Consider the following 26,951-nt stretch of genomic DNA (forward strand, 5'->3'; position numbering starts at 1 on the left):
CATTGTTATATGGGAACGATACTCCCCCCCTTCGGCGTGTACTGGTGCGTTGCAGGATGTTCAGCAGTACCTTTGTAACTCACTGAAGCTAACGTATATACATCAGCCGCTTCAACTGTGTTATTCACTATTAAAGGAAAGTGATGATTTACTTGTTAAACGTAAGATGTGAAGATTGTTTATTTTGAATTAATGAAACCTTCCAGTCGCGACGAACGTATTAGTGGTAGAATGATTCCTTATTGAACTAACGAGGCAGTTTAGTTGAACAAGAAGATTAGATGGGAATATTAAGGAGGGAATAAATGACCAAAGATAAAATAGGAAGGAAGAAAGTACAACGTAAAGTAATACATGGGACGACACCTGAAGAGAGATTTCAAGAAATACACGGAATGACAATAGAGGAATGGAACGAACAACAATCCAAAGCTAAAATTGGAATGACACCCGATGAATGGTATATAAAACAGGTTAAATCTACAACACCTTTTGATTTTATTAAAGAACGCTACGGTACTGTTACCGAGGATGATATAAAACTTGTTAAGGATTTGCAGTTATTGGGATTAAAAGATGGAGTAATAAATGTATTACTTGATTATGTTGCAATTTTTAGTAGAATCGGAATGGTTCACCCTTTGGTAAGAGAAATGGGTGAAAATTGGCACAAGGAAAATTTAATAACTGTTGAAAAGGCTATTGTCTTTGTTAGGGAAGAACATAAGAAGTACAAAGAGTCATCAGAGAAGTAGTTATTAGTAGTGTGTCCCTACTTGGAAATCCTTCTTCAACTAACGGGTGCTTTACTTCAATAAGGAGTATAGCCTTTTTTACTAACAGGACAGGTTTGTTCAACAACAACGAGTTTGAAACTTTCACATTACTTTTACGTTATAAAGATATACAGGGGGTGATAATTTGAAAAGAATTACTTTTATTATTTTTACTTTACTACTTTTAGTGGGGTGTAGCCAAAGTAGTGTTCAACAGAATACGGAATTAGAGGAATCAATTTATTCCATTGTAGAAGATAAAAATATAAGTGAAATTAATATTAACTCTTTAACAAATTTCGATTGGGATAAAGCTTTTCTATTTACACCTTATACATCGCAAGAAAGTATAAAGGAACAATTGGGTGTTAATTTTAAAGACCCAAGCAATATAGATATCAGAGATGATATCTATTTATTGGTTTTCCTTAATGACAAAAAGGTAGTTCATTATGCAGAAATAAACCGTCAACAGTGTAGCTTTTCTATAGCGGAAAAGGAATATCTTACACCTTCTAATGATTCAATAAATATTGACAGGTAATTAAAATAGAATTTTTTTCTTTAACAAACGGAGGCTTTAGCAGAACAGGGCTGTCAGTAGGTATCCTTTATTGAACTAACGAGTAGCTTTACTGGAACAACAGTAATGCTTCTTTACCCGTGCCGACGGGGGCAAGTTGTTGCCGGACGTGAAAGAAGCAGATGCACAACTTGAAAATGGCGGATATTGATGAAGAGGTAGAATTGTTGATGTAACATGTGACAGGTACGCACACGCCTTTGTAGGAAAATTCGTAATCGGTTACAGTTGATTAAGTACATATGAATTTATTAGCATAAGCAAAAAAACACTTAGGTGGGGGAAAGGTAGTGACCGAATGGGAAAGAAAAAAGGAACGGAAAAACAGCTTGTACATTTTAATTTGTACTTTAGTCCTTTCTTCAAGGATTCTTATACGCGTATTTATGATGTACTGTTAGAAACCTACAATCGCACGTATGATGCAATTTATAAAGATGTGAAGGAAAACCCTGAGGTAGCTTATAAAGCCTGCCTAAATAAAGCTGAAGAAGATATTTTTTGCAGGGCTGTTTTCAATTCCGAATATGACGATGGAAGCGAATATTATGAACAGATTCAAAACAATGCGGTTAACCTAATGCAAGAACAATCACTTATGCACTATCAATTCGTTTTAATGTCATTAAGCAATCTTTATCAGGTATTTGAACAGCAGTTGCGAAAGTGGTTGTTTAAGGAAATGACGCATCATCATAACGAATACCTCAATCAAATTAAATTCACTTTAAACAATGAAGAAAAAGATTACGGTAGTTTTTACAGTCAGTTCGGGGCTTTACGGAATGTAATAGAAGAAATGAAACTAACTTTTACTATGCCGTCACCTATTGCAAGTAACCTTGCCGAATGGGCTGGCTGGTTTGACAGTGAGGTTGAAGTACCTATTGTAGAAACGGAAATATGGAAAACCATTCGCGAATGTAATTTATTATCGAATACATTTAAGCATGGTAGTGGTCCAGCAGCTATTGCACTATACAAAATACGTCCTGAATATTTTGAAACAGTAAGCGACACTAAACTTATGAACTTGTACCGTACTACCAACATGGAAGAAGTATTAAGTGTCGATAAAATATCTTTTGAAAAGTATGTAATGGCAATGAAAATATTTTGGGGAAAGCTAAAGGAACGCCAAAGTGGTTCCGTTTTGCTGGAAGTTGACATCACATCAGAAGAAAAAGAACCGACTAATTAAGAGTGACCAGCAAAAGAATCGTTGTTTTACCAGTAAGAACAAAACGTCATGTTAATGGATGTTGTCGGGACTGGATTATGCTGCATCTCTTGATTATTAACATTCAAAATGTCAGGCGATTTTCAGTATTGGAATACAGTAATTGTTCAATAATCGAGCATTTTCTGGAATAAGAGTTGGTACTTGTTTTGGGCATGATGACTATATAATTTAGTAAGACAACCAGAATTAACGATTGCAGGATAGCTGTGTAAGGACTTGTAACTTTTGTTAGATAATTACGTCTATACAAAAGAGGTGATGTTTTGAAAAGACTTATTATTTTGTTTATCGCAATTGGACTTGTGTTAGTTGGGTGTAGTCAAGATGCAACAAATGGTAGTATTGAAAAAAATGATTCAACAAAACAAAGAGTTTATAGCAGTTCGTGGAACGGTAATCCGATAATTGTTAAACAAAGAAACAAAAACGATGAGTACGAAACAGTAAATGAGATAACGGATACCGATAAAGCTGAAAATCTTATAAATGCTTTGAAAAATGCGGCTTGGCAAGAGAATGTTAAAGTGGATATACGCCCCCAGACTATCAATTCTCTTGGAATTCATTTAAGCATGACGTTTGGATAAATCAAGAATCTGAAAGAATAGAACTAATAATTCAAGGACAATCTAATTATGGAGCTTTGTCTAAAGTTTCTTCTGAAATGGTATTTAAAATCTTAACAGGTGAAAAATTTGAAGATTATAAGTAACTATATAAGTTGAATTTAAGTTTTACCCTTTTGTTGATTCTACATATGCTTGTTTGACGCGATTTTTTCAACTATTCAAGTATAAATGGGCCGTTGATCTTTCGTTCAACTTATATAAGGTGTTGTATTTCTTTATACAATCGAGTGCGTTACTTCTATAAGAATAAATGATACGGTGAATGAAAATTAACCAGTGACGACTTACAATACAAAAATCCCTTGCACCTTCAGTTATTATGCTGATGGATGCATGGGACTTTTTTTGTTTAGTTCACCGATGACATGATAAGTTTACGTTTTTTGTGATTATTATCAATCATATCGAATTCAGCAATCATTTTATAATCGGGTACATCTGCACCACGCCAAAAGATTCGTGGGTTCAGCTTCAAATATACTTCATTTCTACTTTCCACTTTCACGAATACAGTTTGACCATTCAGCGATAGAGAAGATAGTGCGGATGATGTTTTTTTGCTATGTGTTAAATCCAATAGTGCCGTTATTTCCGTAATATTGAAGTATTCAATATCTTCAATGTGGAGAACATCGGGATTTTTACAAATGATATTGCTGGAACGATGCAAATAAGGAACGAGGGCGAATATTGGATACAATGCAATGGGCGAATATCTCCGTTTACCTTCTTTAGTTCGTGCTTCATACAAATAGCGAACCTGATGGATATATGTCCTTACTAATTGTATCGGCTTTGCTTTACCCGTTGAAGAACCGTAAAAATTGTATGCTACATTCCACATAAAACCGCTACTATCATCCAGCAGGATTTCATGTTGTAAAAGCTTATCAATGAACTTTTTGAATGTCGGGGTGCTAACTGCAACCTTTTCCCGTATATCCTTCAGGTTCATTTTTTGTTGTTGGCGTGTGACAGGTAACCCGTACCATTCACATAAGTAGCGAGGTAGAAAATCATAGTTAAATCGCCTTTGGTAAATTCTTTTGACTTGATGAGGTACTGAATCTTAGCAGGATAAGCCCAAATGAATTTCCCTTCTTTGCGGTTGTATGCATCAAATTGTGTTTTAACTTTTGCAGTCTTCTTAATAAAGTCATCTTGCTTTCTGCTTCTGATGTATTGTTCATCACGATTGAATTCCCCGATTTGTTCCCCGTTACTATCTATCATTCTTACTATGTTCGTTTCCAATGCTTCCATTTTGTACATCTCCTTATTTATCATGTTTCACAACCCTTTAACAATTAATTGGGTGGTATCAGACACGATAAAAAAGGTTGATTTCCAAAAGTAAGACAAGGTTTTGCAAGTGCCATGAACTCATATAGAGGTGAGGTTTAAGGTGCTTTTAGGGTCAATCCATACCTATTACTATAATGGATTAGAACTGAAGAACACGGATTAGTGCAACCGTTCTTGTTGCTTCGCAAGGGAAGGAAAGCACTTCCCCCAACATAAAGCAAAGACAAAAGATTAATGAAAAAGAATGCTGAAATAGTACGAGTGGAATTCTTCAGCATGTATATAATATTTGATTGTTGTTTTTCTTTTTAAGTGCCGACGAGTGAAACGAGGAGAATGTTTTGACCTTGTCTTTAAAAACACGGGGTTTTCTATATACTCTTTTAAGGGTAGGGTCTTCAAAATGTTGATACCACTGGTTTTATAAACGCAATAAGCTGTTTTGAAACGGTTATTTGTTTGTTGATGTTGTATGTGACTGTTACTACTGGTGCAAGAATCTTTAACGAGTACTGATGTGAATGCATGTATACCAACGTATTACACGGGTACATATGTAAATTATTTATCACGTCTGTTGATTAGCTAGTTTTTCCCAATAAAAACATAGAAAAAAGACACCCAATCTGATACGATGTAAAGCAACTAAACCAACATCGATATTCAGGAAGGGTGTCCTCAGGGAAGGATTGAACTGCATCCTTCCTTTATGAAACAGTTTAGCACAATTTCAAAGCTTTTATCTACCCTAATTTCACCAGAAGAATTGATGGAGCTTGTAGAAAAGCATCATTATGAAGATGTCGCACGCAAATTCCATGTTAAAGATCTTCTCGATTTCTTTGTAGCAGCTGCCCTTGAAAAATGGGCGGGTTTTCGGGATGGCACTGAGGTGATGGCATCCATCGGTCTGTCGCCTGCTAATTATTCGACCGTCAGCAAGAAGGCAGCTAACGTTCCCTATGAAATTTTCAAGGATCTTTTCCATCTGCTGATTCGTAAATGTAATCGAGCAAAACGCAGGACAAAAGTAGTGAAACAGGCGCTCCTTCTCGTGGATTCTACGACGATTACTGTCGGAAAAAACCGCTTACCTTGGGCGCCATTTCACGGCGAGCGATCCGGCATCAAACTGCATGTTGCCTACACTTCGGAAACCGGCATGCCACTTGAAGTAAAGGAAACGGGTGGGCTAAGTCACGATGGCCCAGCTGGCGAAAGCCTTGCAAACAAGGCTTTCATACTCGTCCAAGACCGTGCGTACGGTAAGCATGATCGGTTCGATATGTTCAACAAATCCAATAAACAGAAGCAGAAACAGTACTTCGTCATTCGCCTTCGTGACAATGTTGAACTGCATCGACCGCATTCGCTTAACAGGATGCAGCAGCCGGATTCGAATGTAGTCGGTGATGTGACGTGTCAGGTGGGGACGAAACAATCACGCACGATTGACCGTTATCGCGTTGTGACTTTCTGTGATCATGAAGGGCATGATATCCGTGTCGTTACGAATGTGATGGGCGTAAGCGCTGAAGAAATTGCCGAAATGTATAAGGCTAGGTGGGCCATCGAGTCTTTTTTCCATTGGATTAAAGGCTACTTGAATCTCCCCATTTTATTTGGAAACTCCAAAAACGCTGTATTTACGCAACTTTTTATCGCATTAAGCGTATTTGTGTTACTAAAATGGTTTTTTGATCAAGTGAAAAAAGCAGTTAGAAAATCAATCTCTTTCCGTAGCTTCACCCGCAGTTTTTTAGTGCAGACATTAGCTGTGGAATGGCTAAGTGCGGTTGTCGATTTCCTATGTCGTTTGAGGGAATTCAGCGAAAGAGGTTTACCTATATTTGGTTAATCAACAGACGTGTTGCATTTCTCTAAAAATGTGCGTATCATACTATCAGTACCCCTTGTTATGTTTTTTTGTTTTGTTAGTCCTTAACAATTAAAACATAATCCAAGGGGTATTTTTAGTCTTTTTGCTAGAATTGACTAGTTATTTTTTTGCTCATGCCTAAAGTTCAGCAGCAGTATGCGTCTCTCGCAAAAGTTGAATTTCAGGATGCGGAAATGTTTCGTCAGTTAGTGCTGGATAGTGGAAAAGCAAGAAATTATGCAATCGTAACTGTTCTAGCCTATGGGGGATTACGCATTTCAGAAACCCTCAATTTAAAAATGACCGACATTAACTTGGTATCCCGTGAAATACTTATTGTAGACGGGAAGGGCGATAAATCTAGGACCGTTTTTATGGGAGAGAAAGTGAAAATTGCCTTGCAGTCTTGGCTGCGGGAAAGGAAGGAGAAAGAAATAGATTGCGAATTCCTTTTCCCCAGCAATCGAAACAAAAGGTTGGATCGTACTGTCGTAAATAGGTTGTTTAATACGTATTCGGCCAAGATTGGAAAAGATATAACTCCGCATGATCTTCGTCATTTCTTTTGCTCAAATGCGATTGAGAAGGGCATGAGTATCCATGAAGTGGCTAATCAAGCCGGACATTCAAATATTCATACGACGTTGTTGTATACGAATCCTACGAAAAAAGAAATGTTGGAGAAGATGAATCGTCTTTGACATCTCTATTAAAGTTATCAATAAAAGTGCGGCATGAATTCAGAGTAGTTTGCTGCATAGGCACCCGAAACCGACTAACTTTTCCTTGAACCGTGCATACTTTTGCGGTAGGATGGTTATAGATAGTAAAAGAGAGAAGAGCGCGAACTCTCCTCTCCTGTAGCCTCTACCGTCCAGGTGGGTGGTTGCCAATTAAAAATTACTTTTTGTTTCGAGAACCACCCTTGTGCTTGCGACGGCGAGGGGTGGTCTTCTTTTTGTTTAAAAAAGTTTTCTGAAAGAAATGCGCACTAATCGCACGCGTAATTCCCTTCAGGGCTTCTTTTAAAAACTCAAGAAATAGTTCCATGATTATCACCTCCTTTCCAGTTACGGAAAGGGTAAGTGGCAACCATCCACCCTTACAATCTCGGCTACTTTCCCATTCTATAAGATTCTATTTAAGATCAAAAGAGGACTATATGTTGATGTTATCCGAAGTCCTATTCACTTTAATTGAAGTCGACGTCCGAAGAAGATGAGAGGAAATTAGAAATAAAAGGACATGGAAGAGGATCTTATTCCCAATTAAATGACGGATAATAGACGGTGCCGTCATTTATTTTGAACGTAAGTCAATTTAGATGATTTAAATGTTAGCTAAAGGACGGATATGCGTTTTTAATGTCATTTCGGTCTAATTGAATGTAAAATGCCTTAAATTATTTTGTGCTTGCGTAACAATGATAACGGCAAAACCAAGTTCTTTCAGATTAATGTGATCTGAGCAGTATTTCTGAGGAAGTCAATTTAAATGTCCCTCAAATGTAAAAATGGCCCACCTTGGTCCGCATTGTGAAGAGGCGTAGTGGGTTCTGTTGATGTCATTATATCAATAAGTAATTGTACTGAGAAGGGATAAAATTTGTGTGTAACTTTGAATTCAGAACTTTGCTACATAAGCACCCAAAAATTCATATTAAAAATGTGTGAATCCTTTTCTCATAGTGATATTGTAAACTATAGAGAAGGGTTTTCAGTGATTTAAGCGAATGAATCAAATAAGCATAATTGATTTAAAGAAAGAAGGGGAAACCGTTGTTCAAAGTACCAAACTTTGAAAGCATGACGATTGAGGATGTATTGGCACTACCAGAAAGTCAGTACTTCGAACGAAAGTCAGCTGAGTTGAAAGCAGGCAAGCTTAATAGTCCACTTATAGCTATGGACAATGCACAGATGGCGGGATCATTGCTATTGGGGTGAGTGATGGAAGAGTCGAAGGTATTAAAGCCCAAGGAAATGTGAAAATCAATGATTATATCCAATGTAAAGTAACACACTGCATTCCTAATGTAAGGGCAAAAGAACGCTTTTTATCAGTCGTAAATGATAAAGGGCAAGAGGATCAAATACTGCTTATTCAAGTCGATGCTTCGCCTAATACTGTACACAAAACTGCAAGCGATGAAGTGTATCTTAGAATCGGAGATGAAAGCATTCGGCTTAATCACGAACAACGTTTAAACCTCGAATACGATAAAGTTGAACGGTCATTTGAAGATCAAATTGTAGAGAATTGTCGCATCGAGGATTTAGATGAGGATGTTTTACATCTCTATAAAAAGGCGGTTGGGTATGAAGGTGAGGATCTATATCAGCCTTTATATGCACGCGGTTTTATTCACCCTACAACAGATGGCGTAATGCAAGTAACAGCAGCAGTACTTCTTTTTGCGAAATATCCAATCCGATTTTTCCCCAATTCACGTATTCGTTTCTTTCGATGCGAGGGTGGAAGTGAGGAAGTAGGCACATCCATGAATATTGTCAAACAACATACGATTGAGGGACCTCTACCCGTTATGTTGCAGCAGGCGAAAAAATTTCTTTCATCACAATTACGGGATTTTACTAGTTTGAATCCAATGACAGGAAAATTCAATTCTGTACCGGAATACCCTGAATTTGCATGGCTTGAAGGTGTGGTAAATGCGGTTACCCATAGGTCGTACAATATCTATGGTGACGATATTAAAGTGAAAATGTTTGATGATCGACTTGAAATAAGTAGTCCAGGACGTTTTCCACACATTGTTAATCGGGAAAATATTAAACAAGTTCGTTACTCCCGAAATTCTAGCGTTGCAAGGGCATTGACGGATTTAGGGTGGGTAAGGGAGCTTGGCGAAGGTGTAAAAAGAATGTACAAAGAGATGGAAGATTTATTTCTTGACGACCCCGAATATTTAGAGACAGAAGGTTCGATTGTTCTAACCCTTAAAAATAATATCGTAATGCGCCGTATAAGACGAGAGGAACGTATTAGTTCGCTAATTTCTCCTAAATGGGATGGTTTAAATGATTACGAAAAGAAAGCAATCGAATATACGTACAGTAAAGGTTCGATTACAACTGTGCAGCTACATCAATTTACAGGGCGAAGTAAAAACTTCAGCTTAGGGATATTGAGAAGTTTGTGTGAGAAGGATATATTGGCGTTAAATAGCACTTCATCCACCGATCCAAATCAGCATTATATTTTAAAAGGTACTAGAAATGAGTAAATAGTTATAACATTTTTTAAAACCCTAATAATGGATTAATCTTCAGGAACCAGGTTGAAGTAGGTTTGAATAACATAAATCGAAGGCCTTTAATTAAATGGCTTTCTTTCTCGCACTTGCTGGTATCTTTATCTGCAAGTAGTGGCTCAAAACTCCGTTCAACTGGTTCATTCCGTACGCAATACTTAGTCAAATAGTCGTTTTAAAGTACGGAGCTCCGCAATTTGTCAATCGAGCTTCTCGCGGAACAGGTTGAGCTTCGCATGGAAAAACGATAAAAGTCTGGTCAAACAGCCGTTTTAAGTCCCAAGCTTCGCAATTTGACTATCGAGCTTCTCACGGAACAGGTTGAGCTTCGCATGGAAAACCAATAAAGGTTTAGTCAAATAGTCGTTTTAAGTCCTAAGCTTCGCAATTTAGCTGTCAAGCTTCTCACGGAGCAGGTTGAGCTTCGCACGAAAAATCAATAAAAACCTAGTCAAACGGCTGTTTTAAGTCCTGAGCCTCGCATTTCAGCAATCGAACCTCCTACGAAGCAAGTTGAGCCTCGTACGAAAAATCGGAAAATGGTTTAGTTAAACAATCGTTTTAAGTTCCAAGCTTCGCATGCAATTTGACCATTGAGCTTCTCACGGAGCGGGTTAAGCTTCGCACGAATACAGGTACTCATAATATTTATCCGATATTTTTGCGATGTTATTCTGATTTTGTTAAAATAAATGCATATCCAATTATTTCTCAGTCATCTTAACTACTGGTGAAAGTCACTATACTTTTTGCATATGCAGTAAAAGATCCGACACAAATTTTCAGCCTTTGTATTCGGCGTTAATAAATTGCTTTTGCATGGACTAATAAAATCGGTTTTTCCTAATCAGGAGAGATCGTTTTTTGCATTCAAAAAGACAGGGAAGGGAGTTGGAAATGGTATGAATTCAGAGTAGTTTGCTACATAGGTATCCGAAACTGTAGTACAACAATAAGGTTTACTTCAGTAAAATAAGGTATATTATAATTGTTGAATAGATTCTCTTTAAAGACAAGAAAAGTAGGTGAACAATGTGGGGAAATATCAATTGGATAACAAAGGTAAGGCAGCTGTGAAAAATTATCATGAAAAAAACAAGCCTGCCAAATTTGATAAAAAGCAGCAACTTGAAAAAATACGTGCGGAGTATTTGGAAAAGAAGCAAAAACAAACAGATAAATAAAAGGATATATCTTCGGAATTATCAAAAATAGACGAATGGCAAAAGGCTATTTTAGAATTAGTGTCGATATAACACCTGTTTAAGTGCCGAGCCTTGTACGGAAAACCAATAAAGGTTTAGTCAAACAGCCGTTTTAAGTCCCGAGCTTCGCAATTTAGCTATCGAGCTTCTCATGGATACAGGTGCTCATAATAGTATTCCGGTATTTTTGCGATGTTATTCTATTTTTGTTAGAATAAACACATATCCAATTATTTCACAGTCACCTTAACTACTGGTGAAAGTCGTTACACTTTTTGCGTATGCAGAAAGAGATCCGGCACAAATTTACAGCCTTTGTATTCCTTGTTTAAAGGAGAAGTTAGGTAGACGTATTCGGCGTCAATGAATTGCTTTTGCAAAAAAAGAGAGACTTACGCATTTTGCGTGAACTATTAAAATCGGTTTTTCCTAATCAGGAGAGATCGATTTTTTGCATTCAAAAAGACAACAGGGAAGGGAGTTGGAAATGGATTTACTATAAAGAAAAAATTGAGTTATTTTAAAACGCATTTACTTGGCAATCGCTAGGTAAAAATGCGTTTCGTAATTATTTGAAGTAAATATTGATCATTTGTATTAAAGTTTGATTAAAAATAAACCGAACAGTATGATATCTGTATGAGGTTATTTCTTACTTTTCAGAAGAATAAATGATGATTATGAAAGCGATGAATGAATATTGGGTATCAAATTAATTTAGTGAGCCAGGTAAATGAAAAAGATGGAATTGTTTGATGTTGTTAATTGGAAGAGTTTATTAGAGTGATTAATATATTGGAATATTGGAGATTTTTTTGCAATTGATAAATGTGATACAAGGTAACGCTTAAGCAATACTTTGATACGAAGAGATTTGTGTTTTCAAATGGTGCTATGAAGTGGTCGGAAAATGTGACTGCTGAAATTGAGCTGTTTTCTAATATAGAAGTTAGCGTAATGGATGTAGAGCGCGAATGGGTGGTAAGAAACATAGAAATGATCTAGTAATATTATAAATAAAATAACAACAATTCAGAAAAGGGTGAATGGATATGCAAAAGGTGATTTATTTTGATGAGGGATCTGCTACAGATATTTTACAAATAGAATATGGAGGTGAGCTCATTTCAGTTGATGAAAAAAAAGGAACGGTTCATTTTGGTGGTAAAACAGAAGGTTCAGCGGAAGTAGGAGCGGGTACAAATTTCTTTACAGCAATTAAGGCAGCTTTTAGTGTGAAATTAAGTGTAGATACTGCAAGTGCCAGTGATTCACTTGTCACTAAAACTATTTCAAATACTATTCTAGCTGATTTCTATAAACTGAGTAGTAAATTAAAAGAAGAACAAAAACTACATATATTTGAGGATTTTCATATTCGTCCTATTAAAAATTCATTTGCATTTATAAAAATGATCACTCCGTATATGAAAATTATTAAAGAAGATTCTCCTCTTATGGTAGAAATGCAAGACTTCGATATTCATAACTTCGATGAGATATTAGAAAACGCCAAAGGGTATTACGAACTATTGGCATATAAAGATGATATTAAAGTTATTCTAAGGTTTAATATTAATACATTTAAGAATGCATATAGCTTGATGGATTTGCCTAAAATGAAGCTTCATTATTATGGGATAGAAGTAGGAGAAGCAAAAGAAATAGATCTAAGTGTTGAAAGTGAAATGGACGTTGATGGGCAAACTGCTCGTCTTTCAGCGAGCGAAGTATTGGGAAATGATGATGGCCCTGGTCAAGATAGTGACTACTTAAAAGTATATGATGTAATTCTTGCTGGCGTGGAGGCGAAGAGTAATTGAAATTTAAAATAATTAATGGTCCTAAAAGAGAATTTGATAAAAGGGTCCCCACTGAAAATGTTATAACACTTTCGAATTTAGTGAGATCACTAGACCCAAAAGAAACATTTCTTTCAGATGCTTATAGTGATTGTTATACATTAGCTATATATTCGGACGAGTATTCAGGTGTTGCAGACTTTTTCATTGAAGGTTTCTTAATCTATAGTTTATTATTCGCTAAAAAATTTGGGTATGAAGAGGTGTTGCTACATAACCCACCAGCGAAAATCTTACACCAACTTCAAGCTTCGCAGACTGAGCTAGAAATTTCTGTAGTTAACTATAGGTACCCTAAATTAAATTTGGGGCATTTAAGAGCTATAAAACAGGATTTCGATAATATTATTTACGGACAATCTAATGTTAAAAATGAACTTTTAGCATCGTTATATAGTATGACAAACAAAGGTGTACACAAACCAACAGTAGTTATGCTATACGGCCCTACCGGTGTGGGGAAAACAGAGACTGCCAAATTTGTAAGTAAGGTCGTTAATTCAAAGAAAAAATTGTTTCGAAAACAGCTATCAATGTTTCATAATGAAAACTTTATGAATTATATCTTTGGCGATAAGAGTAATTCCTTTGCCAAAGATTTATTAGATAGAGAAACAAATATCATTTTGTTAGATGAGTTTGATAAAGCTCACCCAATGTTTTATAGTGCATTTTATCAATTATTTGATGAGGGAGTGTATACGGATAAGTTCTATGAGCTGAATTTAGAAAACACAATTATTTTTTGTACTTCAAATTATCAAAGTGAAAAAGAGATAAAGAAAAATTTGGGTGCTCCTATTTACTCACGTTTCGATAACTTTATTAGATTTGAAGGGCTCTCTACTGATGCCAAAGAAGCAATTATAGAAAGAGTTTATGAAGAGGAACTAGCTAAATTCAATAAAAATGATCAAAGAGAAATTGTAGAGCTTGAGATAAAAAACAAACTTAAAAGTAAAATTAAATCATTAAATAATGCGAGGGAAATTAGGAAGATTATGATACAAACGATGTCGTATCCCCTTATAAATAAGCTCTAAATTTTAATGAAAATAGGAGCTAACGACGTGAAATTGGAAAATGTAATTGGTAGAATAAATTGACTATGATATACACTGAAGCAAATAGATAAGTTGAAAGGGTTATCGACCGATTAATATTTTTTGATTATTCTATTTGAAACCTCTAAAATAGAATCTACTAAGCGACGGGGTGGTAGCTATGGCGAGGATAATAACTTTCAAAACAAGACAGCAGCTGGAAACAGAAAAGGTAGCAAAAGTTATACGTGAGTGGGAAGCTCACTTGGAATGGGAAGAAGCAAATTGGCACCATGTAATTGAAAAGGAAATTGAAGAAGAGCAAGGACTATCGCTTGAGGAAATCGAATGGTTGAAAGAATGGGTAAAAAAAGATAGTTAATTTTGGATGACGAAAAAAGAGAATTGAATAGTGTCCAAAACGTATTCCCAATCTAAACTGGTATGTCAACACTAAATCAAACAATATTATTAAGGGCAATTTTTTTATAGGCAACCGGACTAAGATAGCCTAGTGTACTGTGCGAACGGATATTATTGTACCAATTGACATAATCGAAAAGTTCAAGAGACAGCTGGTTAAGGGTTTGATAGTGCGCTCCGTTGATCAATTCTGTTTTTAAAATCTTAAATGTTGCCTCTGCCACCGCATTATCATAAGGATTCCCTTTATGGCTAAGTGATCTTTTAATTTTGTATCCACTTAATAATTCATCGATCCCAACGTTTTTAAATTCAGAACCGCAATCTGTATGAAATAAGTTCACATTTCCTAATGGGTAGTTAACGGAATCGAAGGCACGTTGAACTAGAGCTGCGTCTTTTTGTGCTCCGACGCTCCACCCGACAATTTCACGATTGTATAAATCGATTAAGAAACAAACGTAATTCCAGCGACACCCTACTTTCACGTAAGTTAAGTCGCTTACTAACACGGACATCTCTTTGTCCACTTCAAATTCTCGATTTAGAACGTTTCGAACGGATTCTTCATTTGGTCTTGTCGCCATTGGTTTATAGGAAGGTTTGGCGTATTTTGATTGGATGCCAAGCTCTCCCATTAATCTTCCTATCCGACGTCTAGAGATTGTAAAATCCTCTTTCTCTTTTTCTAGTTCTATTTTCAGTTTCCGTGATCCATAAACGTGTCGATTTTTATTGAAAATCACTGTGATCTTTTCTTTTAATACGCGTTCTTCTTCCAGCTTTTCTTGTTCTTTTCGGGCGGATACTTCCGTGTCGTAATAGTAGGTGCTACGAGCTATTTGTAGGACTTTACACATTGCTGATACCGAATATTTGTGACGATTTTGTTGAATCACATCTATCTTCGTCCCATGATCAGCGCTGCTTGCTTTAAAATATCTACTTCCATTTCCAGTTGCTTATTTCGCTTACGTAGGACGATTAATTCTTGCTCTTCCTGAGGTCGGTTATCTTTTTCTTTGAAAGAACCGGACTGCTTAAATTGTGTAATCCACCTATCCAATGCAGATGCCGTTAATTCATATTCTTGGACAATATCTTGTCGGCTTTTTCCGTTTTCAAATAGGGCTACTACCTGTTTTTTGAAATCTGTGGAAAACGTTCTTCTTTTTGCGGACATAGTAGATCACCTCACTTCTTGTGTATTATTCTACTCGCCCTTAATTTGTTTGTCCAACTAAGTATAACCTATCCATGCCCTCCATTTTTATAAAGTGGCTTTATTTTTTCCCCGACAATGGAAGCGTCCACATGATTGATGTAATCAATAAGTTCCACGTCAAAACCGAGCGTGTTATCATAATGGTAAGGAAGCAGTTCTAACTGTAAATCCATGAAAACGCACCTCGCATAATGGTATTTTTGGTTGTTTGTCACTCCCATTTTACCATTTTTCGCAAAGGTGCGTTTTTGTTTTTTTATTAAAAATTAGGGCTTTTGGAACACGCCCTAATAGTAAATTAAAGATGCTAGGCAATACTCCAAGTTGTCGCTTGGGCACGTTCATGCCAGAAGGCGGAATAGTCACCTCCCCGTGCGATAAGCTCATCGTGACTTTCTATTTCGGTTACGGCACCGTCACGTACGAACACAATCTGGTCGGCATTTCGGATTGTGGAGAGTCGGTGGGCGATCATGAGCACGGTCTTGCCTGCGGTGACTTCTGCAAGGCCATCCAAGAATGCGGCTTCGTTCTCGGGGTCGATAGCGCTGGTCGCCTCATCAAGCAGAATGAACGGTGCGTCCTTTAAGATAGCACGTGCGATAGAAATGCGCTGCCGTTCACCACCAGAGAGACTATGTCCCCCTTCTCCGACACGAGTATCCCAACCAGCAGGAAGTCGATGGATGATCTCGTTGACCCTGGCAATTCTGGGTACCTGAATAATCTGTTCGTCGGTTGCTTGTTCGTTGCCTATGCGAATGTTTTCCCATACTGTGTCATCGAAAAGATACACATCTTGGAATACGAGAGAGATCTGCCGCAGGAGATCCTCAGACGCATAGTTACGGACATCGTTGCCTGATAATGAAATCTGGCCATGATTAACGTCATAAAAGCGTGTAGCTAGTTTGATAAGTGTGCTTTTACCTGCACCAGAGGGTCCCACAATAGCGGACGTCGTTCCTGCGTGAACTGTGAATGACACATCATGGATGACAGGTGAGTCCTTTAAAAAGGTGCCAGTCACTCAAACAAATACATTAATTCAAACAAACATGTTTGTTTGAACTTTTACAATTAAATGAGTGACTGACTGGCACCACATAACTATGCAAAAACACCTCCGATGTAAGTACATTTTACAAGTGTACCACTCCGAAGGTGTTTTATATTGTCTCAATAATTTAGGTTAGTCCAATTCACCTTTTGGAGGCTGCTCTTTTTTTATCTGTTTTTTCTTTTGAATTCAACGCCCAAGGTCTTAGCCTCAATCCATATCTTGTAAAGAGCCGTTTTTATAGTCAATAGATAACACTAAATCCGGAATAGAATCAAAACCGTTTTTTGCGAGTTCATATAATTGTGAACCGTAATGTGAGGCTGCGATGCTAGCATGTCTTGCAGTATAAGGATTTTTAAGGAGTTCTTCTTTGTATATATCAAAAATATTGGTTCCGTTTTCTGTCACAAATTTACCGTTTACAATCTCTAAGTCCTTTAAATTATACCCCGTGACCGTTTTTATTTGATTGATAAGATGAAATTTTTCTAACTTTTCAGGTGTGAATTGAGTAGAATCGTCAGTTCTGCTTTTCATTGTATGAAAAAATAATTCTCTTGCATTGTTATCTGTATTCAATATATTTTCTAATCGGTTCATAAGTAATTCATCATTTGATCCACTAACTGTTAATTTGAAATTAGTCGGGTCGATTGTAAATTTTAAATTTGTATTATCGGGAATCGTTATTGCGTTTTTAGAAAATAACGCATGTAATTGCTCGTTAACTTTTTGCCGATTGATTGCTTTTCTTTCTACACTTTCTTGCGTTGGATCGTAACGTGATTCATTACGAAAGGCAGCATCATTAAAGTTATATCGCCCTCCTTTTCCATGACTTGCCCAGCTCGTTTCCATGCTAAAAGCAGCATCTCTTTCCTTTTTAGTCAGATCACTTCTGAAATAAGGAGAATTTTGATTTCTATACTTATCAAATATGTGATCATATGGATTTTCAAATCGTTTATTTTGTTCATTGATTTTACTGTACTTTTCGTCCAGTATTTTCTTTCGTCTATCGGATTCAGTTGTCATATCATTCGTGCTTTTAATAGCTGTTTGATCTTTATCTTCAGCCTTTTTTTTACTTTGAAGGTTTTGTTGGTTTTGATTACTTGAAAAAGCTGATGTGTAGCTTGTATTAATATTCATTTTGACACTCCTTTGAGATAATATTTGGGGGAAAGTAGTAATTATTAGTATTATCGGTATTAAAGTTACAATTTATAGTTTTGATACCGATATAGTACTTATAACAAGGGAGGATGAAATATATTGAAGAATATTTTGAATCGTTTTTTACTTCCTGTATTGGTGTTAATATTTGTATTTAGTTTAGTAGCACCAAATTCAGCAGAAGCAACAATTACGGGGAATAATAGTGCTGGAACAGCAAATGTAATGGGATACTGGAAATATAGTACCCCAGATACGACAATCTTACCTGAAGGTGAAGATGAGGCTTATTATAAGTTCACTATAAACGTAGGTGAAAGGGTTTATGTAAGAAGTTCGTATGATCAGCAATATACAGGTATGAGCATAGAAGTATATAATTCACAAAACTTCGATTCAGGAACAACAGTTATTAATCCAAGTTCACTTACACCTTTCATTTTTGCAAATTCCGGTGACGTTGCTTCAACTTCAGAAACTTATTATGTAAAGGTTTCCCGTGGTACATATACAGGTAATATGTACTTTACTGTGTCGATTGAAGATCGTATTAAATCTGGAAATGGAAAATTCGATTTTACAGGGACTGCTACAAATCCAGGAAATGGTTCTTTCAATCTAGCTGGTGTTGATTCTTCTGTCATTACTCTGGATTTAACTAATAACACCACAGTTCCAAAATATGCGATTGTTAAATCTATTAAGACTGCTAGTACTCAAACACCCAATCAAGGAAATGTAACACACAAATTGATGTCTAATGAAAACAATGTTTGGAATACAGCTACTGTTACTTCAGCTACTAGTGGTTCTTATAATATCTCGTTGCAAAATCAAATGCGTGTTGCTAAAAAATGGAGCTTTAAATACAATGCAAAAGCTTCAGCGAAATCAACTATGACAAAGGTCAGTGCTAACATAAGTTATGAATATGATGTAACAGACCAATTCTAGTTTCACTTTTTTTGATAGTATTTTTAAAAAGGCTACAGAATATGCAGCCTTGGTGCACGAGTTCTTTTTTATGATTTCATACCTATCAAAAGTAGAAATTTCTACTTTTGATAGGTATTCCTTTGTTGATTGTCTTCGGAAAATGCCCCAACCATAAAGTCAAACGGTCGTTGCTGGCGATCCGTCAATTCGTTTTTTACATAGCTATCAATCAATGTTTGCAAGATAACATATGTTTTATGCTCGTCCATAAAGGAGCCAAGCAAATTCAATTCACTATGAATCAATGTAGGGACTTTTAAGCTTTTGGTACTGTTCGCCTTTTCGACACCTAATTTTTTCCGAGGTACAGGTGGGACAATTTTTGTTGTTTCGGGTGCTGTTACTGGCTTAACAGGTGCAGATTTTTCTTAAAAAAAGGTGCCAGTCACTCAAACAAACATGTTTGTTTGAACTTTTACAATTAAATGAGTGACTGGCACCACATAAAAGAAAATGGCGCATTATTTATTCATAAAAGTATCTGACATCCATTCATGAAATTTTTCTTTCTCTTCAAATTGTGGATAATGCGCTGATTTCTCAAAAGTAATAAATGCCTTATGTTCGGCCACAATCAAATCAAAAATAAAAAGGTGCCAGTCACTCAAGCAAATACGTTAATTCAAACAAACATGTTTGTTTGAACTTTTACAATTGAATGAGTGACTGGCACCACATAAAATATAAAAGTGAACCACTTTGATTTCGAGTGGTCCCTTTTTATAGAACTGATAAGCTGAATACAATCGTCTAATCCGACCCCAAATCAAGCGTTATCTCTTCCACATCTTTTCCGTCCAGATCCATCTGATAGAGATGATAGTCTGCACGCTTTTTTCCAAACCGCTTGTCAACCATAAAAAACACCTTTTCATTTTGTGGTCCAATGACAGGTCTGCTTGCACTTTCCTTTAAATTGGTAAGTTGTTTTTCTTGATCACTTTTCCAGTTATAATGATATAACTCATACTCAAATATTCCTTGTTCATCAGTATTGCCAACTGATTGAAAGATAACTTCGTCTTTATTCGGAATGAGTACAAAATCATATATATCTTCGGCACGGTCAATATTACTGACCATAGAAATAGCATCGGATGAGTCGAGTGACACTTCAAAAATTCTTTGTTTCGAAGCAAATAGATCCTCCGCCGTTTCAGCATGTACATCATCATCCATTTGAACTAAAGCGGAACCTCCAGTTGAAGAAACGTTTAAAGATTGCATGGAATATTTATTCAGCTCAGTATGACGCGAATGCACATTCTCCAAAATACGATAGCTGTACAGGTCAAATTCATGAGGGTTGACCCCTGCGATTGGGGAATAGTTTTCAAAAGTTTCGGCTAGCAAATAATAGATTACATTCCGATCTTTTGGATCAAAATCAATTTCAGTAATTAGCACACCTTCTTTAAATAGCTCCTTATTTTCAAGGGTCTTCATAGTTAATATATTGACGACACTTTCCAAATCTGATTCTACATCCTTATTTGACACAATATAAGCCAGTGAAGAGCTATCCTCGGAAAAATCTACATCCGTAATCGCTTGCTCTGTATTTAATTTCCAAAAGCGTGTTCTAAATCCACCGTCTTTAGACGGTGGATTTAGAACACGCTTTTAGCCTTGTTTTTATCTGTCCATACTCAAGATAAGAGGTGAGAGTATGGACGGTTATAGAAAAAGTAGTCATACGGTGCACGATATCAAGTATCATGTGATTTGGGTGACGAAATATAGATATAACTCAACTTTCGGAGTTGAATAACCCTGGTAAAATAGCAATAATAAACGGTTCATGACCTATTTTTGCGCAAAAAGTATAGAAAACACCCGATTCTTTGGTAAAATAAAGGCACGACACCAACCAAAGAGAGGATGTTTTCTATGTCTCCAATTTTACCAGATTCAATTCAACATGACCAACTAAAATCTCGGGTAAGTCTCTTTTTTAAACAGGCTAAAATAGGTACTTTCTTACACCAATCCACTATTCGGAAAGAGAAGGGCTTATCTGCACTTATCCTTATCCAATTCATCTTTTCACTTGTCCTTCAAGGAAAGAATCTCTACCGAACATTGGAATCAGGGCGTTTTCCAGATGCGCCCGAGAAGGATGCCGTGTATGACTTGCTCAAACGGACGACCTATAACTGGCGAAAATTGCTTTCTCTTGTCAGTGCACATCTCATTGAAACGATTTTAAAACCCCTAACCTCGGAGGATCGGGACCGCGTTCTCATCTTAGATGACTCGACCTATGATCGGAATCGAAGTAAGTCGGTTGAACTGTTAACGCGTGTCTTTGACCACACCACTGGAAAATACATCAAAGGCTTCCGTATGCTTACGCTTGGTTGGTCGGATGGCGCCACTTTTTTACCACTGGCCTTTTCTCTTTTGAGTTCGAAGAAGGAAAGTAGCCGACTCCAGGGCATCAATCCGGTCATCGACAAGCGTACAGTTGGCTACCGACGGAGGCAAGAGGCCATAGAAAAAGGAACGGAGACGATGTTCACTCTATTAGATACAATTGACCCTAGGAAGTTGGGTGTGAAAACCTTACTCTTTGATAGTTGGTTCGCCTATCCAAGTATCCTTAAACGAGTAGTCACGAACTATTCACTTCACGTTGTATGCATGATTAAGCGTTCACCGAAGGTACACTATACCTATGAAGGCGAAAAATATACATTGAACCAACTCTACAAAATGCTTCGAAAAAAACGAGGGCGAGCCAAAGTCCTTGCCTCTGTCATCGTAGGAATCGGTTTTAACGAGAATGCGGAAGAAGTTCAGGCCCGTATTATCTTTGTCCGTGATCGAAACCGTTCAAAAGAATGGTTGTCCCTACTGACGACAAACCTCGAACACTCAGAGGAAGACGCGATTCGCATCTATGGAAAACGCTGGGCAATTGAGTGTTTTTTCAAGGTGGCCAAGTCTCACTTGAGATTGGCAAAAGAATTTCAATGTCGTAGTTATGATTCAATGACTGCACATACGACGATTGTTTTCTTGCGCTATATGATACTTGCCATGAGTTCGCGGGAGAGTGAAGACGATCGAACGATTGGAAACCTTTTCTACTTGTGTTGCGATGAAGTGGAGGATCTTCGTTTCGCCGAAGTTCTCTTAATATTTATGGAATTACTAGGAACTATGTTGACGGAAGATGAGATTTTAGCCGATGATCAAGTCGGACCCTTTTTAGACAAATTTTTCAATAAACTGCCGAAGTTTCTAAGGGAACCGCTTCTTTTATCCAATGCAACTTGATAATAAAACATGCGTAAACCTTTATGAGTCATGGGGTGAGGCTTGTTTTTCATGTCCGAAAGTTGAGTTAATTATGATAGAATAAATTTAATTTTATTATAAGAGGTGAGTTTAGTTGAGCAGAGTTGAGCAGAGTACAAAATTAGATTTAGAACGAATTGTTTTTATTGGAAGAAGCTTTGAAGAGTATCTGGATATGTTTTCGCTATCAAAAGAAGAACTAGAAGGAAAAAAAATACTCGATTGTCCAGCGGGAGCTTGTTCGTTTACTGCTGTTGGTAACAAACAAGATTTGGATGTAACAGCTGCTGATATTGCATATTATCATTCAGAGGAAGATCTACGTAATAAAGGTCTTCAGGATATTGAACACACTATGGAACTTATGGAAAAAGCACAAAGCAATTATATTTGGGATTATTTCGAAGATATTGAAGATCTTAGAAAACATCGTTTGAGTGCTTTAAAAAATTGTGTTAACGATATGAGGGAATCAAGTGAGCGATACGTTCCCGTCACTTTGCCTTCTTTACCATTTAAGGATGCAGAATTTGATATTCTTCTTTCTGCACATTTTTTATTTATGTATGCTGACCGATTAGATTACCAGTTTCATATAAAAACGTTAAATGAGTTATTGAGGGTTACTAAAGAGGAAATTCGTATTTTCCCTCTAGTTGATTTCGAAGGAAAACGATATGAACATTTAGATAAATTAATAAGTTATCTCGCTGATAATGGATATACAGTCGAAGAAGTTAAAGTGCCATATGAATTTATGGCAAATGCTAACTCGATGTTAAAAATAAAAAAAGGGTAAAAAAGAAAGGGGCAACTTTGCCCCTTTCTTTTTTATAAAACTATTTTGAAATAAAATTATGAGGAAAGTTAACATGCTAAATGCGACAACTATATTGACAAACACCGCTACTCTCTTTTGTTTTTCATTTTCACTTCAACTAAGGATAATATGGACGATATGTAGTATGTATGTTAAAAATTACATTTTTTAATGGATGGAGGGTATAAATGAAAATAAATTCGACTTTTTCACAAATGAATTTTGCAACAATGAGTAACCTACGACAAACAGTAAAATTTGCGCAGATGAAGGAAAACGTTGAAGCACAAAGTGAGACCCGTTATCCTGGAATATATGACAATGACCCAATGAATATTACCACTAGAACGGGTTGGAAAAAGATTGTACCTGTTTCTGACAAAGTAAAACAAGGTTTGATTAATGCTGCGAGAGATAGTATGGAAAACCATGGTGGTATGTTGAATGAAAAGAGCAATTTCAATAAAATCAAAACGAATTATTTAAATTCCTTACCAAAAACTGAACGCCTTTCTGCTAGCTATACACTTGATCAAATCTTTTATAATGAAGCGCAATGTCTTGTAGACTTCGTCAGAGAAAAAAATCCTTCATGGGATTTTGGCAAACCTGTAAAACCTGGAATTATAGCAGAAGCCTACAAAAGTCCAGGTGTAGATATTAAAGCGTAAATTTACTTATTACAGCCTTTTCCGAACGAGAAAGCCCATCGCCTTTAGGGGTGGGATGAAAGTGAGGTTGGATACGGAGTGCCACTAAAAACCGCAAGGCTTTGTGGTACTTTAAGTATCCGAAAGATCTGAATATTTTAATCATTTATGTTATAGTTTATTTTAATACTTGATAAACTATAGATATGATAAATGACTATAGAAGAACCAAAACAACCGTATCGCTAATTAACTATCATTTTGTATTTTGCCCAAGATACAGAAGGAAGATTTTTCTTGACACAAAAGTAGAAGAACGTTTCAAAGTATTGGTTCAAGAAATATGTGAGGAACTGGCTATTGCGATTGTCGCAATGGAAACAGACAAAGACCATGTTCACTTATTCTTGAATACACTACCAATACTTAGTCCAGCCGATATAATGGCAAAAATTAAAGGAGCGACATCGAAGCGTTTGAGAGAAGAGTTTTCTCATCTCATGCACTTGCCAAGTCTATGGACACGTACTTATTTTGTTTCCACTGCTGGAAATGTATCAAGTGAGGCAATTAAACAGTATGTTGAAAGTAAAAAAAAGAGGGGGTGAAACGTGTGTCGCAAATAATCACGGTGAAAATTAAATTGCTACCCACGAAGGAGCAAATTCAACTAGTCGAACAAAGTAGCCGTGCGTATATAAAAATCATTAATACACTTGTATCTGAAATGGTTGAAGCAAAGGCCAGCACTAAGAAAAGTACAAAAGATATTGAGGCCGATATTCCAAGTGCGGTGAAAAATCAAGCGATTAATGATGCTAAAAGTATTTTTTCTAAAAAAGTGAAGAAAAGCAACTACAAAATTATTCCGATTCTAAAGAAACCTGTTTGCGTGTGGAATAATCAAAACTATTCATTTGATTTCACGCATATTTCAATACCATTTATGGTGAATGGAAAGTCAACTCGCTTAAAGATTCGAGCTTTGTTGATTGATAAAGAAAATCGAAATTTTGACCTATTAAAGCACAAGTTAGGGACACTTCGCATCACAAAGAAATCCCATAAGTGGGTAGCACAAATCGCTATCACAATTCCAACAATAGAAAAGAAAGGTTCAAGGATTTTAGGTGTGGATTTAGGTCTGAAAGTACCTGCGGTGGTCATCACAGACAATGACAAGGCTCGGTTCTTTGGGAACGGGAGACTAAACAACTATATGAAACGTAAATTTCGTAGTATTCGAAAAAAGTTAGGGAAACAAAAGAAAGTGAATGCCATTCGCCAACTTAATGATAAAGAACAAAGATGGATGCAAAATCAAGATCATAAAGTAAGTCGTGAAATCGTGGATTTTGCAACCGCTAATACAATCTCTGTCATTCGATTAGAACAACTAACGAATAGTAGGCAGACGGCATGTACAAGCCGTAAAAACCAAAAAAATCTACACACATGGTCATTCTATCGTTTAGCACAATTCATCGAATACAAAGCTGCATTAGCTGGTATTAAAGTCGAATATGTAAATCCTGCTTATACAAGTCAGACATGTCCAAAATGCACCAAAAAGAACAAGGTAAAAGATCGAAACTACATGTGTCGATGCGGGTTTGAGAAACATCGAGATATCGTTGGGGCGATGAATATTCGCTACGCAACTGTGATTGACGGTAAAAGTCAATCAGCCTAAGATGCTAAATGCACTGTCTTGGGAGGGGCAATGAGATGCCCTTATTTTGAAGGCTGTTCAAAACAGAAATGGACTGCGAACGTTTAGTCATTCAAGAATCCCATCCGTTAATCCACAGGGATTAGGGCTTGCGACTTTAGTCGTGGGAGTCTCAAACTGCCTACTTATATTTTTGCTGCGGAGGCAACACTTACGTCTGATGATACAGTCAGTACGTATGCTTCAAATTATTTTTCGGGTAGTACGGGTACCATGAATTCTTTATCTGGACAAGAGTCTACAGTTTTTAATATTTCATCGGGTTCAACACCTATTATGGCAAAAGTAAGTAGTGCCACACTAAATGTGAATGTAAGTAATGGGAGTTCACCATTTTATTTGAATGTATAAAATCCTGATGGTATTATAGTACAACACTATATTACTGGTACTGGTAGTAAGTCGGTAATACTTACCCAGTTTAACAATACAAATCCTCAGGCCACTTGGAAAGTATCGATCACTTCAACTGGTACGGTGTTCACTGCAACAGCAAGAATGACGGTAACTTACACATATTGAGAGATTTGATAACGAGTAAAGAACAGCAAAGGCAGTTCTTTTTTTCTTTGAAAGATAAGAAAGTATAAGTTTTTAGGCCTGCCACAATCCATAAGATTGTGGTATTTTTAATCTATGGAAACCAACATACTGAAACGTATATTTTTGACGAACATAGGCATTGGGATCGATTTAAAAATAAATATGGATCAAGGATACGCCCGATCGTCCTGGAAGAGATTGGAAAATTTAAGGCGTGTGGAAACCCGGAAAATGGATTCAAACTCTTTGTTTGCGAAGGTTGTCATGACGTACGCAGGGTTCCTTATCGCTGTAAAGGTAGATTTTGTACTACTTGTTCTGTGGGGAAAAGTGAGGAATGGAGTCGACTTCTTGCGGAGGATGTCTTGCAGGTCAATTATAGACATGTCATTTTCACAATTGATGAAGGGCTGCGTGATGTCTTCCTTCTACATCGCCATCTATTGAAGGCTTTCATGGATGAAGCGGCCAAGTTATTGACTAGTTTTTTTCAAAAGAAAGCAAAGGTGACGCCTGGAATTATCATGGGGATTCCTACCTTTGGTTCAAAAGTCAATTTCAATCCACATGTCCACTTACTGGTTACGATGGGTGGGCTGACGAAGACTGGAGAATGGAAAGAATATGATTATCTCCCGTTTAAGATGCTTCGAAAACAGTGGCAGACAGTTGTGTTAAAATTGATTCGAAAAGGTGTGACAGAAGAGGAAAAGAAGCGACTTGAGCCGAAGCTCCAGAAGGCATTCTCTGAAAACAGGGAAGGTTTTTATGTGCATGCCCCGAAGCAGAAAGGAAATGTAAAAGAACAACTACGTTATATTGGCCGTTATATTCGTCGACCTGCAATCGGACCTAATCGGATCGAGGCATATGACGGGCAATTCGTATCAATTAAGTATATGGACAAAACGGATGGAGTCGAAAAGATTGAAACTGTGAGCGTTGAAGAATTCATCACACGGCTTATTCGTTATATACCGGATGAACAATTCAAAACGATTCGTCATTACGGGATGTAAGCAAGAAGAATCAAGAATTTATGCAAGAAAGTATTGAATGAGTGGCAAAAGAAAGCGAAACGATGGATTGTGAAGGTTGAGAAAACGTTACGTCGTCAGACGTGGAGGGAGAGAGTGGTGGCGAATGGGCAAAAGGATCCCCTTATTTGCCAGAAATGCGAGTCTTTTTATGAATACAAGGGGGAAGTCTGTCTAGAAAAAG

General features: G+C 36.8%; 27 protein-coding genes and 2 pseudogenes. 19 read left to right on the forward strand and 10 right to left on the reverse strand.

The features are described 5' to 3' along the window. Window positions 1-305: 305 nt before the first annotated feature. The 4 genes from H4683_RS07730 to H4683_RS07745 all read left to right on the forward strand — a co-directional run bounded on the left by H4683_RS07730 (window position 306) and on the right by H4683_RS07745 (window position 3,189). Entirely contained in the window at window positions 306-755 is a 450-nt protein-coding gene (locus tag H4683_RS07730) for a replication initiation and membrane attachment family protein (RefSeq protein ID WP_192598275.1), read from the forward strand. Between the two features lie 166 nt (window positions 756-921). Continuing rightward, window positions 922-1,320: a membrane lipoprotein lipid attachment site-containing protein gene (locus H4683_RS07735; protein ID WP_192598276.1), complete on the forward strand. Its 399-nt coding sequence runs from the start codon at window positions 922-924 to the stop codon at window positions 1,318-1,320. Between the two features lie 337 nt (window positions 1,321-1,657). Beyond that, the gene (locus H4683_RS07740; RefSeq protein WP_192598277.1) at window positions 1,658-2,560 is read left to right on the forward strand and encodes a hypothetical protein; all 903 of its coding nucleotides are present in this window, start codon (window positions 1,658-1,660) and stop codon (window positions 2,558-2,560) included. Between the two features lie 305 nt (window positions 2,561-2,865). Then, window positions 2,866-3,189, forward strand: a complete 324-nt coding sequence (locus tag H4683_RS07745; protein WP_192598278.1) for a hypothetical protein — start codon at window positions 2,866-2,868, stop codon at window positions 3,187-3,189. Between the two features lie 391 nt (window positions 3,190-3,580). Here the strand turns inward: H4683_RS07745 and H4683_RS07750 are convergent, their stop codons facing one another. Together H4683_RS07750 and H4683_RS07755 are read right to left on the reverse strand one after the other, a co-directional pair. Further along, on the reverse strand, window positions 3,581-4,075 hold the full coding sequence (locus H4683_RS07750) for a hypothetical protein (protein ID WP_192598279.1): 495 nt from the start codon (window positions 4,073-4,075) through the stop codon (window positions 3,581-3,583). 107 nt (window positions 4,076-4,182) lie between these two features. Beyond that, a complete protein-coding gene (locus tag H4683_RS07755; RefSeq protein WP_192598280.1) occupies window positions 4,183-4,494 on the reverse strand; it encodes a hypothetical protein in 312 nt (103 codons plus the stop codon). Between the two features lie 751 nt (window positions 4,495-5,245). Here H4683_RS07755 and H4683_RS07760 point away from each other — a divergent pair. Then, window positions 5,246-6,394 (forward strand): IS4 family transposase, encoded by a 1,149-nt coding sequence (locus tag H4683_RS07760; RefSeq protein ID WP_192598281.1) that lies wholly within the window; start codon window positions 5,246-5,248, stop codon window positions 6,392-6,394. A gap of 215 nt (window positions 6,395-6,609) precedes the next feature. Beyond that, window positions 6,610-7,116, forward strand: coding sequence for a tyrosine-type recombinase/integrase (locus tag H4683_RS07765; RefSeq protein WP_225941962.1), 507 nt, complete (start codon window positions 6,610-6,612; stop codon window positions 7,114-7,116). 199 nt (window positions 7,117-7,315) lie between these two features. On the opposite strand, the gene H4683_RS07770 is transcribed toward H4683_RS07765, so the two are convergent. Next, window positions 7,316-7,465: a hypothetical protein gene (locus tag H4683_RS07770; RefSeq protein ID WP_192598282.1), complete on the reverse strand. Its 150-nt coding sequence runs from the start codon at window positions 7,463-7,465 to the stop codon at window positions 7,316-7,318. Between the two features lie 728 nt (window positions 7,466-8,193). Here H4683_RS07770 and H4683_RS07775 point away from each other — a divergent pair. The 6 genes from H4683_RS07775 to H4683_RS07800 all read left to right on the forward strand — a co-directional run bounded on the left by H4683_RS07775 (window position 8,194) and on the right by H4683_RS07800 (window position 14,181). Beyond that, window positions 8,194-8,361: a hypothetical protein gene (locus H4683_RS07775; protein WP_192598283.1), complete on the forward strand. Its 168-nt coding sequence runs from the start codon at window positions 8,194-8,196 to the stop codon at window positions 8,359-8,361. Next, the gene (locus tag H4683_RS22125) at window positions 8,358-9,662 is read left to right on the forward strand and encodes an ATP-binding protein (RefSeq protein WP_192598284.1); all 1,305 of its coding nucleotides are present in this window, start codon (window positions 8,358-8,360) and stop codon (window positions 9,660-9,662) included. Before H4683_RS07775 ends, H4683_RS22125 begins: the two co-directional genes overlap by 4 nt. A gap of 1,061 nt (window positions 9,663-10,723) precedes the next feature. Beyond that, the gene (locus H4683_RS07785; protein ID WP_192598285.1) at window positions 10,724-10,873 is read left to right on the forward strand and encodes a hypothetical protein; all 150 of its coding nucleotides are present in this window, start codon (window positions 10,724-10,726) and stop codon (window positions 10,871-10,873) included. A 1,073-nt stretch (window positions 10,874-11,946) separates the two neighbouring features. Beyond that, window positions 11,947-12,717, forward strand: coding sequence for a DUF6414 family protein (locus H4683_RS07790; protein ID WP_192598286.1), 771 nt, complete (start codon window positions 11,947-11,949; stop codon window positions 12,715-12,717). Next, the gene (locus tag H4683_RS07795) at window positions 12,714-13,799 is read left to right on the forward strand and encodes an AAA family ATPase (protein ID WP_192598287.1); all 1,086 of its coding nucleotides are present in this window, start codon (window positions 12,714-12,716) and stop codon (window positions 13,797-13,799) included. The genes H4683_RS07790 and H4683_RS07795 overlap by 4 nt, the downstream gene beginning before the upstream one ends. 181 nt (window positions 13,800-13,980) lie before the next feature. Further along, window positions 13,981-14,181 (forward strand): hypothetical protein, encoded by a 201-nt coding sequence (locus H4683_RS07800; protein WP_192598288.1) that lies wholly within the window; start codon window positions 13,981-13,983, stop codon window positions 14,179-14,181. Between the two features lie 76 nt (window positions 14,182-14,257). Here the strand turns inward: H4683_RS07800 and H4683_RS07805 are convergent. The 4 genes from H4683_RS07805 to H4683_RS07820 form a co-directional block, all read right to left on the reverse strand. Continuing rightward, window positions 14,258-15,405 (reverse strand): IS3 family transposase gene (locus H4683_RS07805; RefSeq protein ID WP_192598289.1). Its coding sequence is split into 2 segments (ribosomal slippage): window positions 14,258-15,159 and window positions 15,159-15,405, totalling 1,149 coding nucleotides; the frame shifts between segments, so codons are not numbered across the junction. 68 nt (window positions 15,406-15,473) lie between these two features. Then, window positions 15,474-15,620, reverse strand: a complete 147-nt coding sequence (locus tag H4683_RS07810; protein WP_192598290.1) for a hypothetical protein — start codon at window positions 15,618-15,620, stop codon at window positions 15,474-15,476. A 134-nt stretch (window positions 15,621-15,754) separates the two neighbouring features. Further along, entirely contained in the window at window positions 15,755-16,477 is a 723-nt protein-coding gene (locus tag H4683_RS07815) for an ATP-binding cassette domain-containing protein (protein ID WP_192598291.1), read from the reverse strand. Between the two features lie 240 nt (window positions 16,478-16,717). Further along, a complete protein-coding gene (locus tag H4683_RS07820) occupies window positions 16,718-17,662 on the reverse strand; it encodes a DUF4885 family protein (RefSeq protein WP_192598292.1) in 945 nt (314 codons plus the stop codon). A 132-nt stretch (window positions 17,663-17,794) separates the two neighbouring features. On the opposite strand from H4683_RS07820, the gene H4683_RS07825 reads away from it, so the two are divergent. Continuing rightward, window positions 17,795-18,640 (forward strand): hypothetical protein, encoded by an 846-nt coding sequence (locus H4683_RS07825; protein WP_192598307.1) that lies wholly within the window; start codon window positions 17,795-17,797, stop codon window positions 18,638-18,640. 101 nt (window positions 18,641-18,741) lie between these two features. Here the strand turns inward: H4683_RS07825 and H4683_RS07830 are convergent, their stop codons facing one another. The 3 genes and pseudogenes from H4683_RS07830 to H4683_RS07835 form a co-directional block, all read right to left on the reverse strand. Further along, complete coding sequence (locus H4683_RS07830; protein WP_192598293.1) at window positions 18,742-18,927, reverse strand: hypothetical protein; 186 nt, start codon at window positions 18,925-18,927, stop codon at window positions 18,742-18,744. A gap of 216 nt (window positions 18,928-19,143) precedes the next feature. Next, a pseudogene (locus H4683_RS21305) lies at window positions 19,144-19,266 on the reverse strand (alpha/beta hydrolase); the annotation flags it as partial. 166 nt (window positions 19,267-19,432) lie between these two features. Beyond that, window positions 19,433-20,155 (reverse strand): TolB-like translocation protein, encoded by a 723-nt coding sequence (locus H4683_RS07835; RefSeq protein ID WP_192598294.1) that lies wholly within the window; start codon window positions 20,153-20,155, stop codon window positions 19,433-19,435. A gap of 417 nt (window positions 20,156-20,572) precedes the next feature. Here H4683_RS07835 and H4683_RS07840 point away from each other — a divergent pair, with 417 nt between their 5' ends. From H4683_RS07840 to H4683_RS22130, 6 genes and pseudogenes are all read left to right on the forward strand, one after another. Then, on the forward strand, window positions 20,573-21,964 hold the full coding sequence (locus H4683_RS07840; protein ID WP_192598295.1) for an IS4 family transposase: 1,392 nt from the start codon (window positions 20,573-20,575) through the stop codon (window positions 21,962-21,964). 115 nt (window positions 21,965-22,079) lie between these two features. Beyond that, window positions 22,080-22,784: a class I SAM-dependent methyltransferase gene (locus H4683_RS07845; RefSeq protein ID WP_192598296.1), complete on the forward strand. Its 705-nt coding sequence runs from the start codon at window positions 22,080-22,082 to the stop codon at window positions 22,782-22,784. Between the two features lie 209 nt (window positions 22,785-22,993). Beyond that, window positions 22,994-23,476, forward strand: coding sequence for a DUF3879 family protein (locus tag H4683_RS07850; protein ID WP_192598297.1), 483 nt, complete (start codon window positions 22,994-22,996; stop codon window positions 23,474-23,476). A gap of 185 nt (window positions 23,477-23,661) precedes the next feature. Then, window positions 23,662-24,063: an IS200/IS605 family transposase gene (gene tnpA, locus H4683_RS07855; protein ID WP_192598298.1), complete on the forward strand. Its 402-nt coding sequence runs from the start codon at window positions 23,662-23,664 to the stop codon at window positions 24,061-24,063. 5 nt (window positions 24,064-24,068) lie between these two features. Continuing rightward, window positions 24,069-25,148 carry an RNA-guided endonuclease TnpB family protein gene (locus H4683_RS07860; protein WP_192598299.1) on the forward strand — a complete coding sequence of 360 codons (1,080 nt, stop codon included), beginning with the start codon at window positions 24,069-24,071 and terminating at the stop codon, window positions 25,146-25,148. A 675-nt stretch (window positions 25,149-25,823) separates the two neighbouring features. Next, window positions 25,824-26,951, forward strand: a pseudogene (locus H4683_RS22130) (IS91 family transposase); the annotation flags it as partial.

Source organism: Sporosarcina limicola, assembly GCF_014873855.1.
Classification (GTDB): Bacteria; Bacillota; Bacilli; order Bacillales_A; family Planococcaceae; genus Sporosarcina; species Sporosarcina limicola.